Annotated in this window: 13 protein-coding genes and 2 pseudogenes; 5 read left to right on the forward strand and 10 right to left on the reverse strand. The window is 71.1% G+C overall.

Annotation, left to right across the window (positions count from 1 at the left end; all coding sequences use genetic code 11):
• Positions 1–15: 15 nt before the first annotated feature.
• Both G6038_RS21180 and G6038_RS21185 read left to right on the forward strand, forming a co-directional pair.
• Positions 16–384, forward strand: coding sequence for a lipopolysaccharide assembly protein LapA domain-containing protein (locus tag G6038_RS21180; RefSeq protein WP_165039742.1), 369 nt, complete (start codon positions 16–18; stop codon positions 382–384).
• Positions 385–490: 106 nt separating this feature from the next.
• The gene (locus G6038_RS21185) at positions 491–1,354 is read left to right on the forward strand and encodes a CoA ester lyase (RefSeq protein WP_346772877.1); all 864 of its coding nucleotides are present in this window, start codon (positions 491–493) and stop codon (positions 1,352–1,354) included.
• 22 nt (positions 1,355–1,376) lie between these two features.
• Here the strand turns inward: G6038_RS21185 and G6038_RS21190 are convergent, their stop codons facing one another.
• From G6038_RS21190 to rpsB, 6 genes are all read right to left on the reverse strand, one after another.
• On the reverse strand, positions 1,377–2,075 hold the full coding sequence (locus G6038_RS21190; RefSeq protein ID WP_165039751.1) for a class I SAM-dependent methyltransferase: 699 nt from the start codon (positions 2,073–2,075) through the stop codon (positions 1,377–1,379).
• Positions 2,076–2,112: 37 nt separating this feature from the next.
• Positions 2,113–3,075, reverse strand: a complete 963-nt coding sequence (locus tag G6038_RS21195; RefSeq protein ID WP_165039743.1) for a phosphatidate cytidylyltransferase — start codon at positions 3,073–3,075, stop codon at positions 2,113–2,115.
• Between the two features lie 2 nt (positions 3,076–3,077).
• A complete protein-coding gene (gene frr, locus G6038_RS21200; protein WP_100056791.1) occupies positions 3,078–3,635 on the reverse strand; it encodes a ribosome recycling factor in 558 nt (185 codons plus the stop codon).
• Between the two features lie 28 nt (positions 3,636–3,663).
• Positions 3,664–4,392, reverse strand: coding sequence for a UMP kinase (pyrH, locus tag G6038_RS21205; protein ID WP_006937445.1), 729 nt, complete (start codon positions 4,390–4,392; stop codon positions 3,664–3,666).
• 162 nt (positions 4,393–4,554) lie between these two features.
• The gene (tsf, locus tag G6038_RS21210; RefSeq protein WP_165039744.1) at positions 4,555–5,379 is read right to left on the reverse strand and encodes a translation elongation factor Ts; all 825 of its coding nucleotides are present in this window, start codon (positions 5,377–5,379) and stop codon (positions 4,555–4,557) included.
• Between the two features lie 158 nt (positions 5,380–5,537).
• Positions 5,538–6,392, reverse strand: a complete 855-nt coding sequence (rpsB, locus tag G6038_RS21215) for a 30S ribosomal protein S2 (protein ID WP_165039745.1) — start codon at positions 6,390–6,392, stop codon at positions 5,538–5,540.
• A gap of 321 nt (positions 6,393–6,713) precedes the next feature.
• Between rpsB and G6038_RS21220 the strand changes: the two are divergent.
• A pseudogene (locus G6038_RS21220) lies at positions 6,714–7,193 on the forward strand (M23 family metallopeptidase); the annotation flags it as partial.
• A gap of 75 nt (positions 7,194–7,268) precedes the next feature.
• Here the strand turns inward: G6038_RS21220 and G6038_RS21225 are convergent.
• Together G6038_RS21225 and G6038_RS21230 are read right to left on the reverse strand one after the other, a co-directional pair.
• Positions 7,269–8,705: an AAA family ATPase gene (locus G6038_RS21225; protein ID WP_165039752.1), complete on the reverse strand. Its 1,437-nt coding sequence runs from the start codon at positions 8,703–8,705 to the stop codon at positions 7,269–7,271.
• 271 nt (positions 8,706–8,976) lie between these two features.
• Positions 8,977–9,903, reverse strand: a complete 927-nt coding sequence (locus tag G6038_RS21230) for a tyrosine recombinase XerC (RefSeq protein WP_165039746.1) — start codon at positions 9,901–9,903, stop codon at positions 8,977–8,979.
• A gap of 97 nt (positions 9,904–10,000) precedes the next feature.
• On the opposite strand from G6038_RS21230, the gene G6038_RS21235 reads away from it, so the two are divergent.
• Positions 10,001–11,161: a multidrug effflux MFS transporter gene (locus G6038_RS21235; protein ID WP_165039753.1), complete on the forward strand. Its 1,161-nt coding sequence runs from the start codon at positions 10,001–10,003 to the stop codon at positions 11,159–11,161.
• Positions 11,162–11,167: 6 nt separating this feature from the next.
• Here the strand turns inward: G6038_RS21235 and G6038_RS21240 are convergent, their stop codons facing one another.
• Positions 11,168–11,950, reverse strand: a complete 783-nt coding sequence (locus tag G6038_RS21240) for a siderophore-interacting protein (protein WP_165039747.1) — start codon at positions 11,948–11,950, stop codon at positions 11,168–11,170.
• A 146-nt stretch (positions 11,951–12,096) separates the two neighbouring features.
• On the opposite strand from G6038_RS21240, the gene G6038_RS21245 reads away from it, so the two are divergent.
• Entirely contained in the window at positions 12,097–12,333 is a 237-nt protein-coding gene (locus G6038_RS21245; RefSeq protein WP_240918625.1) for a hypothetical protein, read from the forward strand.
• Between the two features lie 3 nt (positions 12,334–12,336).
• On the opposite strand, the pseudogene G6038_RS21250 reads toward G6038_RS21245, so the two are convergent.
• A pseudogene (locus tag G6038_RS21250) lies at positions 12,337–12,675 on the reverse strand (DNA processing protein DprA); the annotation flags it as partial.

Consider the following 12,675-nt stretch of genomic DNA (forward strand, 5'->3'; position numbering starts at 1 on the left):
CGAGATGATCGAGCCATGACCGAACGCCCTGCGGATCTCCCCGAACCGCCACCGGACCTTCCGGTCCGGGGTCAGCTCGAGCCTCAGGGGGCGACCAAGGCCACGCCCGAGTCCAACGTCCGTCCGGCACCGGAGATTCCCCTCGACCGCAGCCGGGCGGCCTCCACGTGGACCGGCCTGGTCATCGGCGTTCTGGTACTGATCCTGCTGCTCGTGTTCATCCTGCAGAACCTCGACCCGGTCACCATGGAACTGTTCGCCTGGGAGTTCACCCTGCCGCTCGGGGTGAGCGTGCTCCTGTCGGCCATCGCCGGGGCCCTCGTCATGGCGCTGGCGGGCGGCGTGCGGATCCTGCAGATCAAACGCGCCGCGAAGCGGCGCTGAGACCGCACAACAACGCCGCGGGGTGACGAACACAACGCACCCAATTTCCCCAAGGCGGCGACAACAGGGCACCCTGGAGTCAAGACCTTCACCCGAGGAGCCTGACGTGACCGCCCACCTGGATGCCCCCGCCTCCGCCACCGTCGCACCCGAGCTCGCCCGATCCTGGCTGCTCGTTCCGGGCAACGCCCCGGAGCGGTTCGCCGCGGCCGCCGCATCCCCGGCCGACGCCGTGATCCTCGACCTCGAGGACGCCGTACCGGCGGCCGGTAAGGCCGACGCGCGCGGTGACGTCGTCGAATGGCTGCGCGGTGGTGGCCGTGCCTGGGTGCGGATCAACGACGCCACCACTGTGCACTGGGCCGACGATCTCGCCGCCCTCGCCGGGGTGCCCGGCCTGCAGGGCGTGATGCTCGCCAAGACCGAGAGCGGCCAGCAGGTGGACGCCACGGCCGCTCAGCTCCCGGCCGGCACCCGCATCCTCGTCCTCATCGAATCGGCGGTCGGCCTCGAGGCCACACCCGAGATCGCCCGCGCCGACGGTACCTTCCGGCTGGCGTTCGGCAGCGGCGACTTCCGCCGCGACACCGGGATGGACGACTCCCCCCTCGCCATGGCCTACCCGCGTTCCCGCCTGGTGGTGTCGAGCAGGGCGGCCCGCCTGCCCGGTCCCGTCGACGGGCCGTCGCTGACCGACGACCCCGAGGTCCTCGAGCGGGAGGCGAAGCTGACCGCCTCGATGGGAATGACCGGCAAGCTGTGCATGACTCCGGCGCGGGCTCCGTCCGTCAACGCCGCCCTCAGCCCCAGCTCCGACGAGGTCGGCTGGGCACGCGAGGTGATCGACACGCTCGGCGAGGACGGCCGCGGGGTGCGCGACGGCAGCGACCTGCCCCGCCTGGCGAAGGCGAAGAGGATCAGCGAACTGGCCCGGGTGTTCCGCATCCGCGGCACCCACCACCACCGCTAGGTCCGCGGCACGCGCCGCATGCTCAGGGGATCTCCAGGCCCTGGGGCTTGCGGCGCACGTGCAGCCGGTAGCGCACCGTGAGGGTGGTGCCCGGGGTGCCGTGCGCCGCACGTTCGGCGACGCGCGGGCCGAACTCGATGCCGAGTACGCGCTCGAGGGTGACCCGGTCCGGGAAGCGCCATTCGGTGTCGATCCGGCGCAGGTCGAAGCCCTGGGCGGCGAAGAACGCCTCCACCGCCGCCGGGTCGTAGTGTGGCAGGTCCGCCCGCATCCATTCGCCGTACGGATGGGCGGTTGCGTCGAGATCGACGATCGCGAGCGCGCCGCCGGGCCGCAGCACGCGCATGGCCTCGGCGATGCCCGCCCCGCACCCGGGCCCGAAGAAGTAGGCGGTGCGCGCGTGCACGACGTCGACGGCGCCGTCCGGAAGCGGCAACTGCTCGGCCGAACCGGCCTCCACCCGGACGCCCGGCCGGTCCCGCACCCGTCGGCGGGCCAGCTCCACCAGCGGCGGGTGCGGTTCGATGCCGGTCACGGTGCGCGCGGTGGCGGCGAACATCGGCAGGTGGAAGCCGGTGCCGCAGCCCACGTCGACGACGTCGCGACCGGCCCAGTCGCACGCCTCGCGCAGCGCCGCGTACACAACCCCGTGGACGTCCTGGGCACGGTTCTCTTCCTCGTAGACCTCCGGCCAGTGCCAGATGTTGGGGCTGGGGACCACCCCGTGCGCGTCGGACCGCTGTCTCCTCGCCACCGGCCTAGACGAAGGCGCCGAGGACGAGCCAGGTGACGAACGCGGACGGCAGGATGGAGTCCAGCCGGTCCATGATGCCGCCGTGGCCGGGCAGCAGGGTGCCCATGTCCTTGATGCCGAGATCCCGCTTGACCTGCGACTCGATCAGGTCGCTCGCCGTCGCCGTGGCGGCGAGCACGACGCCGAGGAGCGCACCGATCCACCAGGCGGCGTCGAGCAGCAGGGTCACCGTGAGGATTCCGGTGACGGTGCAGGCGAGGACCGAGCCACCGAAACCCTCCCAGGACTTCTTCGGGCTGATCGCGGGTGCCATCGGGTGCTTGCCGAACAGCACCCCGGACGCGTACCCGCCGATGTCGGACGCGACGCACACGAGCATCAGGCAGAACACGCGGGCGGCACCGTCGTCGTCGAGGACCATCAGCGTCGCGAACGACGCGAGAAACGGCACCCACGCCGCGGTGAAGACGGTGACCGCGGTGTCGCGCAGGTAGTTGCGGGGCCGGCCGCGCAGTCCACGGTCGAACAACCGCCACAGCATCGACACGACCGTGGTGCCGGCGAAGGCGCCGAGCACACCGGTGGTGCCGTAGGGCCAGCCGAGCCAGATCATCGCCTGCCCCCCGACCAGGAGCGGGATCCGGGGAACCAGGACGTCCGCCTCACGCAGGCGCTTGGTGACCTCCCACGTGGCGATCGCGATGGCCACCGCGACGACGAGTAGCCACGCCTTGGGGGCGAACGCGAGCACCACGATGACGAGGGCGCCGAGACCGGCACCGACGCCCACGGCCGCGGGCAGATTCCGGCCCGCCCGGGAGGACTTCTTCGCCGGCTCCGCGGTGGGGGTGGGATCGGGCCGCACCGGCGGGACCTCGGTCTCCGCCTTCGCGGCCTCGGCCGCCGAGTCGGCGTCGGTGACGCCCAAGGGGAGCTGCGGGTCGGGCGACCCGGCGGCTGTACCCACGGTTAAACCTCCAGCAACTCGGCTTCCTTGTGCTTGACCAGTTCGTCGATCTGCGCCACGTACTTCGCCGTGGTCTTGTCGAGTTCCTTCTCCGCGCGGGTGACGTCGTCCTCGCCGGCCTCGCCGTCCTTCTGGATGCGGTGCAGCTCCTCCATCGCCTTGCGTCGCACGTTGCGCACGGACACCTTGGCGTCCTCGCCCTTGGCCTTGGCCTGCTTGACCAGCTCGCGCCTGCGTTCCTCGGTGAGCTGCGGGATGGAGATGCGGATCAGGGACCCGTCGTTGGTCGGATTGACGCCCAGGTCGGAGTTGCGGATCGCGGTCTCGATCGGACCGAGCTGCGATGCCTCGTAGGGCTTGACGACCACCATGCGCGCCTCGGCGACGTTGATGCTGGCCATCTGCGTGACCGGGGTGGGCGCACCGTAGTAGTCGACGACGATCCTGGAGAACATGCCGGGATTCGCGCGGCCGGTGCGGATGGATCCGAGATCGTCCTTGGCCACCGTGACGGCCTTCTCCATCTTCTCCTCGGCCTCGAAGAGAGCTTCATCGATCACGGCAGTTCCTCCATGTTCCGTTGTCCGTTCATGACCGTACGAGTGTTCCGATCTTCTCACCGGCGACGGCCCGAGCGATATTCCCCTCGGTGAGCAGGTTGAAGACCATGATCGGCATGTCGTTGTCCATGCAGAGGCTGAAGGCGGTCGCGTCCGCCACCTTGAGCCCCTTCTCGATGACCTCACGGTGGGTGATCTCGGTGAACAGGGTCGCGTCGGGATCGATCCGCGGATCGGCCGAGTAGACACCGTCGACGGCCTTGGCCATCAGGACCACCTCGGCGCCGATTTCGAGGGCGCGCTGCGCGGCGGTGGTGTCGGTGGAGAAGTAAGGCATGCCCATGCCGGCGCCGAAGATCACCACGCGGCCCTTCTCGAGGTGCCGGCGGGCCCGCAGCGGCAGGTACGGCTCGGCGACCTGCCCCATCGTGATGGCGGTCTGGACCCGGGTGTCCACGCCCTGCTTCTCCAGGAAGTCCTGCAGCGCAAGAGAGTTCATCACCGTGCCGAGCATGCCCATGTAGTCGGAGCGGGCGCGGTCGAGGCCGCGCTGCTGCAGTTCCGCGCCGCGGAAGAAGTTGCCGCCGCCGATGACCACAGCCACCTCCACCCCGGAGCGCACGACCTCGGCGATCTCCTCGGCCACGGTCGTCACCACGTCCGGGTCGAGACCGACCTTGCCCCCGCCGAACATCTCCCCACCGAGCTTGAGCAGCACCCGACGGAAACCGGGACGTTCCTGGGCGTGTTCGGACATGGTTCTCCTCGGGTCGAGCGGTGGATCGGCCCTTTCATCCTGCCTCATCCGACCCCGTGGAACCGAGACGGGGGCGCGAGTGTCCGATCGGCCCGGATATCGAGCCGCCGACGCGCCTCGACCCCGCCGGCGAGCGCCGACGGGGTCGAGGAAACGAAAGATCTAGCTGGCGCCGACCTCGAAACGCACGAAGCGCGAGACGGTGGCACCGGCGTCGTCGAGCAGCGCCTTGACGGTCTTCTTCGAGTCCGTCACCGAGGCCTGCTCGAGCAGCACGACGTCCTTGAAGAAGCCGTTGAGACGGCCCTCGACGATCTTCGGCAGGGCGGCCTCCGGCTTGCCCTCGTTCTTGGCGGTCTCCTCCGCGATGCGGCGCTCGTTCTCGACCGTGTCGGCCGGGACCTCGTCGCGGGTGAGGTACTTCGCCTTCAGCGCGGCGACCTGCATCGCGGCGGCACGGGCGGCCTCGGCGGCGGCGTCGCCCTCACCGGAGTACTCGACGAGCACGCCGACGGCCGGCGGCAGGTCGGACGCACGCTTGTGCAGGTACACGGCGACGGGGCCGTCGAAGACGGCGAGGCGGCGCAGTTCGAGCTTCTCGCCGATCTTGGCGGAGAGCTCCTGCACCAGGGTGTCGACGGTCTTGCCGTCCACCTCGACGGCTTTGAGGGCCTCGAGGTCGGCAGGCTTGGCCTCGGCCGCAGCGGTGACGATCTTCTCGGCGAGAGCCTGGAACTCGTCGTTCTTGGCGACGAAGTCGGTCTCGGAGTTGAGTTCGATGAGCACGCCGTTCTTCGCGGCGACCAGGCCCTCGGCGGTGGAGCGCTCGGCGCGCTTGCCCACGTCCTTGGCGCCCTTGATGCGCAGCTGCTCGACGGCCTTGTCGAAGTCGCCGTCGTTGTCGGCGAGCGCGTTCTTGCACGCCAGCATTCCGGAGCCGGTGAGCTCACGCAGACGCTTGACGTCGGCGGCGGTGTAGTTCGCCATGGGAAGCGAGCCTCCTGTGTCTGTTGTGCGCGATGGGTGCTCGCGCGGGAGTTTCTCTGGTGCGGCTCGGTCGCGTGCGGGTGCACTGATGCGGCGCGGTCGCGTGCGACGGCCCCGACCATGATCTCAGGATCTACCGGTCGGGGCCGCGCATCGGATCAGGCTTCGGCGGAGGGCGCCGCCTCGGCGGCGGGAGCCTCGGCCTCGGCGGCCGGAGCCTCGGCCTCGGCGGCGGGGGTGGCCTGCGCGAGCAGCTCCTGCTCCCACTCGGCGAGCGGCTCGCCGGCACCGGACTCCGGCTTGGCGTCCTTGTCGGCGCTCTGGCCGGCACGGGCCTGCACGCCCTCGGCGACGGCGGAGGCGACGACCTTGGTCAGCAGCGCGGCCGAACGGATCGCGTCGTCGTTGCCCGGGATCGGGTAGTCCACGACATCGGGATCGCAGTTGGTGTCGAGGATCGCGACGACCGGGATGTTCAGCTTGCGGGCCTCGCCGACGGCGATGTGCTCCTTGTTGGTGTCGACGACCCAGATCGCCGACGGCACCTTGGCCATGTCGCGGATGCCGCCGAGGGTGCGCTCGAGCTTGGTCTTCTCACGCGTGAGCATGAGAATTTCCTTCTTGGTGCGCCCCTCGAAGCCACCGGTCTGCTCCATCGACTCCAGCTCCTTCAGGCGCTGCAGGCGCTTGTGGACGGTGGAGAAGTTGGTGAGCATGCCGCCGAGCCAGCGCTGGTTCACGTAGGGCATCCCGACCCGGGTGGCCTCTTCCGCGATGGATTCCTGCGCCTGCTTCTTGGTGCCGACGAACAGCACGGTGCCACCGTGGGCGACCGTCTCCTTGATGAACTCGTACGCCTTGTCGATGTACGTCAGGGTCTGCTGCAGGTCGATGATGTAGATGCCGTTGCGGTCGGTGAAGATGAACCGCTTCATCTTCGGGTTCCAGCGACGGGTCTGGTGGCCGAAGTGGGCGCCGCTGTCGAGCAGCTGCTTCATTGTTACGACAGCCATGGCTGTTCTCTCTTTCGGTTCGGTTGCCGCGGGAGATCGGGTGATCCCCGCCCTGGCGTCCGCATGCCCGTCGGACCCTTGCGGGACCGGCCGACGGCCATTTTCCGATGGCGCCCGGCACACCGGGCGGCGATCAGCGCGCGGACGCGCGAAGTCGATCTGCGAACACAGACCGCTCGAACAGTGTACGGCCTCGTACGGCGGGAACCACAACTGCCTGATCAACAGGCCGGTTCGGCCGATCTGTGGATGGATCGGGTGGTTGTCCACAATGTCGACGAGGCCCTGTCGCACGCCGGCGCGGCCCGGCACGCTGGGCGGATGAAGATCGCCGGGATCGCCGTCCTGACCGCGCTCACCGCGCTCGCGGGTTCGGTTCCCGCCGCGGCCGCCGCCCGCGAGTTCGGTTGGCCGCTGCATCCACGGCCGACCGTGGCCCGCCCCTTCGACGGCCCCGAGCACGACTGGCTTCCCGGACACCGCGGCGCCGATCTCACCGGCCGGCCCGGTCAGCCGGTGCTCGCGGCCGGTGCCGGCGTGGTGGTGTTCGCCGGGACCGTCGCCGGCAAACCCGTCGTCTCGGTGGAGCACGCCGGCGGGCTGCGCACCACCTACGAGCCCGTGACCGCGACGGTAACGGCCGGCCGGCGCGTGGAACGGGGTGATCCGCTCGGCACCCTCGAGCCGGGCCACGAGGGCTGCGCCGCCGCGGCATGTCTGCACTGGGGTCTGCGCCGGGACCGCGACGACTACCTCGACCCCGTGCCGCTCGTGCGGTCGGTGATCCGTCTCGAGCCGGTGTCCCGTAGACCGCCGCTCCGCTCCGCGCGACGGCCGATCAGGTCGCGGCTCCGCTCCGCTCCGCGCGACGGCCGGTCAGGTCGCGGCTCCGCTCCGCTCCGCGCGACGGCCGGCGGCGTGACGCCCCGACACCGTCGCAAAGTCGTCGGCGACCATGGCGGCAAGCTCGAGGAAGGCCCGGCGGGTGGCCGGGCGGAGCAGGCCGAGGTCGATCTCGGCCCCCTCGGCGAGGTGCTCGTCGAACGGCACCACCTGCACGGCCCGGCACCGCGCGAGGAAGTGTCCCGTGACCGCCTCCATGTCGATGTTGGTGCCCCCGGGCCGGGCGGCGCTGATCACCACGACGGTGCGTTCGACGAGCGCCCCGAACCCGTGGTGCTGCAGCCAGTCGAGGGTCGCCGCGGCGCTCCGGGCGCCGTCGATCGCCGGGGACGCGACCAGCACGAGAGCGTGGGCGAGGGCGAGCACACCACGCATGGCCGAATGCATGATGCCCGTGCCGCAGTCGGTGAGGACGACGTTGTAATACACCCGCAGGATCTCGACGACCCGGCGGTAGTCGTCCTCGCTGAACGCTTCCGACACGGCCGGGTCGCGTTCACTCGCAAGCACCTCGAGGCGACTCGGTGCCTGGGAAGTGTGCGCACGGACGTCGGAGTAGCGGGAGATCCGCGGGGCCGCGGCGAGCAGGTCGCGCACCGTGGACTCGGTCTGTTGCGGCACCCGCTGTGCGAGCGTGCCGAAGTCGGGATTCGCGTCGACCGCGACCACGCAGTCCCCCCGCAACGAGGCGAACGTGGCGCCAAGGCCGACGGTGGTCGTCGTCTTGCCGACACCGCCCTTGAGGGAGAGCACTGCGATCCGGTAGTCGCCACTGATCGGCTGCCGGATTCGGTCGACGAGCTCACGCCTGTGTGCCTCGTCAGCCGATTCGCCGGGTGCGAGGATCCCCCCGGTGAGCCGGTGCACGCTGCGCCGCCAGCCGGTCACCGGGGAGCGACGGGACCGCCGGACGAGCGCACCGGAGGTCAGGTCCAGGTTCGACGGCCGAGGCCCCGGTGCGTCGGGGTCCGACGAGAACTCTCGGGACGACTCGGATGCGATCGAACAAGGCTGCGCCGCATTGTCTTCCGACATCGGCGGGGGTATCTCTTCGGGTTCCGGGCCGGACTCCGGCGACACCGGCACGGGCTCGGCGGGGCGACGCCCCGCCGGATCACTCGGCGGCACGGCCTCTTCCGGACCGTCGACGGTTGCCGGCGCGGTGGCCGCGGCTTCGGCTACTGGTGGTTCGGCGACCACCGACCCCGTCACCGACGGCTCGGTCGTTGCGGGATCGGTGGCCGCCGGTTCCGGGATCGCGGGTTCGACGACCGGCGATTCGGGAACCGGCGATGCGGCGACCGGCGGTTCGGGCACGGAGTCGGGACGGCGTCGCGGTGACATGCCGAAGGGAACCGACGGCACCGGAGCCGGGAGGCGCACCGGCTCGGCCGCCGCGGGCGGCAGCACGGGCGGCTCGGCCGCCGCGGGCGGCAGCACGGGCGGCTCGGGCTCGACATGCGCCGCGACCGTCCGGTCGCTCCCCCGTCGCCTGCCCCGGCGACCGGTCGGCGCCGGGTCGGGCGTCGGCCCGTCCCGAAGCCAGGCAGGCAGAGCGTGCGTCGACTCGTCGTATGCCACGGATCCCCCCGGATTGCACAGCAGATGCGGCGGCGACCGTACCAAACCGCGCCGCGGCCGTCGCCGCGTGCAGGTCACAGCGGCCGTCGCCGCGTGCAGGTCACGCCCGCGGATGCGCCTGTTCGTGCGCCGCACGCAGTCGTGCTACCGAGACATGGGTGTAGAGCTGGGTCGTCGCCAGGCTCGAGTGCCCCAGCAGCTCCTGCACCACCCGCAGGTCGGCGCCCCCCTCGAGCAGGTGTGTTGCGGCGCTGTGCCGCAGCCCGTGCGGTGCGAGATCCGGCGCGCCGGGTACGGCGGCCACGGTCTCGTGGACCACGGTTCGGACCTGGCGCGGGCCCAACCGGCCGCCGCGTTTGCCGAGCAGCAGGGCGGGCCCGGAATCCGGGCGCGCCAGGGCGGGCCGCCCGCTGCGCAGCCACGCGTCGAGCGCGGCGGCCGCGGGCGCCCCGTACGGCACGGTTCGTTCCCGGTTGCCCTTGCCGAGGACGCGCAGCGCCCTGCGCTCGGTGTCGACGTCGTCGACGTCGAGTCCGCACAGCTCACCGACCCGGATACCCGTCGCATACAACAGTTCCAGCACGAGCCGATCCCGCAGCGCCACCGGCTCCATCTCGCGCGCACCGGCTTCCGCGGCGGTCATCACCTCGCATGCCTGGTCGGCACGCAGTACCGGCGGGAGAGTGCGATGGGTCCGGGCCGATGCCAGCCGCGCGGCGGGATCGTGGTCGAGCCGGCCCGTGCGAACCAGCCACGCGCAGAAGGTGCGGGCGGACGAGGTGCGCCGCGCCAGGGTCGTGCGGGCGGCGCCACTCGCCACCTGGCCTGCGAGCCAGGAGCGGAGCACCTCGAGGGTGAGGTCGGCGATCCGCGCATCCGGGTGGCCGGCCCCGAGGTGAGCGAGGAGGGTGCGGATGTCGGTGGTGTACGCGCGGATGGTGTGGGCCGATCGGCCGCCCTGCAGGTCGAGGTGCTCGACGAACTCCTCGAGGTGCACGGCGAGGGGCAGGGGCAGCGCGGTGTCCATGGCGGTCACCGTGCGCCGTGGGCACCGCCCACGCAACCGAACACGCCGATCGAGGGCACACTAAGGTTCGTTCGTGAGCAAAACGATCCCGTTGCCGATGCTGTTCGGCCTGGCATTGCTCTCCGCCACCGCGCCTCTGGCCACCGACATGTATCTGCCCGGCCTGCCGGTCATGTCGGAGAGCCTCGGCACCAGCACGGTCGGTATCCAGCTCACCCTCACCACCTTCATGGCCGGCCTCGGCGTCGGGCAGCTGATCGTGGGCCCGCTCTCCGACGGGTGGGGCCGGCGTCGTCTGCTGCTGGCGGGCACCGTTGTCCTGGCCCTGAGCAGCGCCCTGTGCGCGACGGCACCGACGGTGGAGGTGCTCATCGCGGCCCGGTTGATCCAGGGCTTCAGCGGCGGCACGGGAATCGTGTTGGCGCGCGCGGTGATCGCGGACCGCGCCCGCGGCAACGAGGCCGCCCGCCTGTTCAGCGTCATGATGATCATCGGCGGTGTGGCACCGATCGTCGCGCCCCTGCTCGGCGGCGTCCTCCTGGGGCCCATCGGCTGGCGCGGCATCTTCTGGGTCCTGACGGGCCTGGCCGTGCTGATGATCGTCGCCGTGCTCACGGTCGTCCCGGAGACCCTGCCGCCCGAGCGACGTCACAGCGGGGGCCTCGCGGCGCTCGCCCGCAACTTCGGCACGGTGATCGGTAACCGGCGGTTCGTGGGCTATGCCGCGACGTTCGCGCTCGGTTTCGGCGCCATGTTCTCGTACATCTCCGCGTCGCCGTTCGTGGTCCAGGAGGTCCTGGGCATGACGCCGGGACAGTTCTCCCTGATCTTCGCCGTCAACTCGGTGGGCCTCGTCGCAGGCAACATCGTCAACACCCGGCTCATCGGCCGCTTCGAGGTGCGGGATCTGTTGCGCTACGGCGTAACCCAGATGCTGACCGCCGGGCTGCTGCTGGTGCTCGCGGTCCTGCTGGCCGACACGAACCGCTGGTTGGTGCTGCCGCTGCTGTTCCTCGTCGTCTCCAGCCTGGGCTTCGTCATGGGCAACGCGACGGCGCTGGCGCAGGGACAGGTACCGAAGGCCGCGGGCACCGGTTCCGCGGTCATGGGCGCGTCCCAGTTCGGCCTGGCCGCCCTGGTGTCGCCGCTGGTCGGGCTCGGCGGGGAGGACACCGCGCTGCCGATGGCGCTGGCGATAGCGATCTCGGCCGCGCTGTCCATGACCGCGCTGCTCACGCTCACCGGTGAGCGCGCCTGAGCACCCTTACCGCGCCTCGACCGTCGCGAGTTCGCGCTTCCACTCCCGGAAGCCCTCCTCGCTGCGGCCGCGCCGCCAGTACCCGGAGATCGACGCGCGTGCCGCCGGAACCCCGCGGGTCTTGCGGATGTACGGCCGCAGGTGGTGCATGACGGTCTCCGCCTCGCCGTGGATGAACACGTGCGGGTCTCCCGGAAGCCACTCGGCGCCGGTCACCGCGGAGACGAGCGGCGCGTGCGCGCCGGAGAGGTCCGGCCCGACGGCGCCGGCGTCGGAACCGCGGTGCAGCCAGGTGACCTCGACGCCGGGGGGCGCCGCGAGGTCGAGTTCGTCGTCGGCGCCGGTGACCTCGAGGAACACCCGGCCCAGCGCGCCCGGCGCCAGGGCTTCGAGCGCCGCGGCGACGGCCGGTATCGCGGTGTCGTCACCGGCGAGCAGGTGCCAGTCGGCCTCCGGATCGGGACGGTAGGCGCCACCCGGCCCGCGGACCACGACGGTCTGCCCCGGCCGCACGGACGCCGCCCAGGGCCCGGCGACACCGTGATCGCCGTGGACCACGAAGTCGATCGCGATCTGCCCGGCCCGCGGGTCCACGGCCCGCACCGTGTACGTGCGCAGAACGGTTTCCCCGCCGGCCTCCAGTTCGAGTTTGACGTACGAGTCGGTGTGCGGGCCGGGTTCGAACTCGTCGAATCCGGGACCACCGAGGTGGACCCGCACCAGGTGCGGGGTCAGGCGTTCACTGCCCGTCACCGTCAGGGTCGTCGATCGCGGGGTCTTCGGGGCCACGCCCACCTCCGTATTTGCTCAGGCTTACCTAACTGTTGCAGCCTACGCGTGCCCTTTCCTCCGCAGCCACGGCACCGCTTCGATGTGGCACCACCGGAATCGCCCGATCCGCCGAAATCGCGACGGAATTCCGCCATCGTTGCCGTATGCGAGAAACGATGAACACCGTCACGTCTCAGTACCTGACCAGCCTGGTCGGCGCCCTCGAGGAGACGGACCGACGGCGCGAGACGATCGGCGCACAGCTGGCCGAACTCGAGTACATCCTGCTCCAGACCGGGGAGACCGAGCTCGCCGCCCAGGTGACGAAGGTGCTCGGCGACAAGTACTACAAGCCCCTCCTGTCCAAAGCCGAGGAGTTGCGCGGGCACGAGCAGCCCTGACCGTCACGCGCTGCGCGACCATCCGGCCCCCTCCCGCTGCACGTGTCCCTCCAGCTCGAGCAGCGGCAACGCCGCCCGCACCCGCTCCACGAGCAGCCCCGACGCCTCCGACAGCTGCCGCACCGACACCTCGCCCACCGCCGGCAGCGCCTCGTACACGGCCGCCATGTCGCCCGAGAGCCCGTCGAGGGCACGCGCCCACCGCCCGTCGCCGTCGTCGCTCACGCCCATCGGGCCGATCTCCTCGACCACTTCGCGCGCGGTGCCCACCAGCCGCGCCTCCTGCTCCCGGATCATCCGATGACAGCCCTGCGACGCCGCCGACGTCACGGGCCCCGGAAC

It is taken from the genome of Rhodococcus sp. 14C212, assembly GCF_011058195.1.
In the GTDB taxonomy this organism is placed as follows: domain Bacteria; phylum Actinomycetota; class Actinomycetes; order Mycobacteriales; family Mycobacteriaceae; genus Rhodococcus; species Rhodococcus aetherivorans.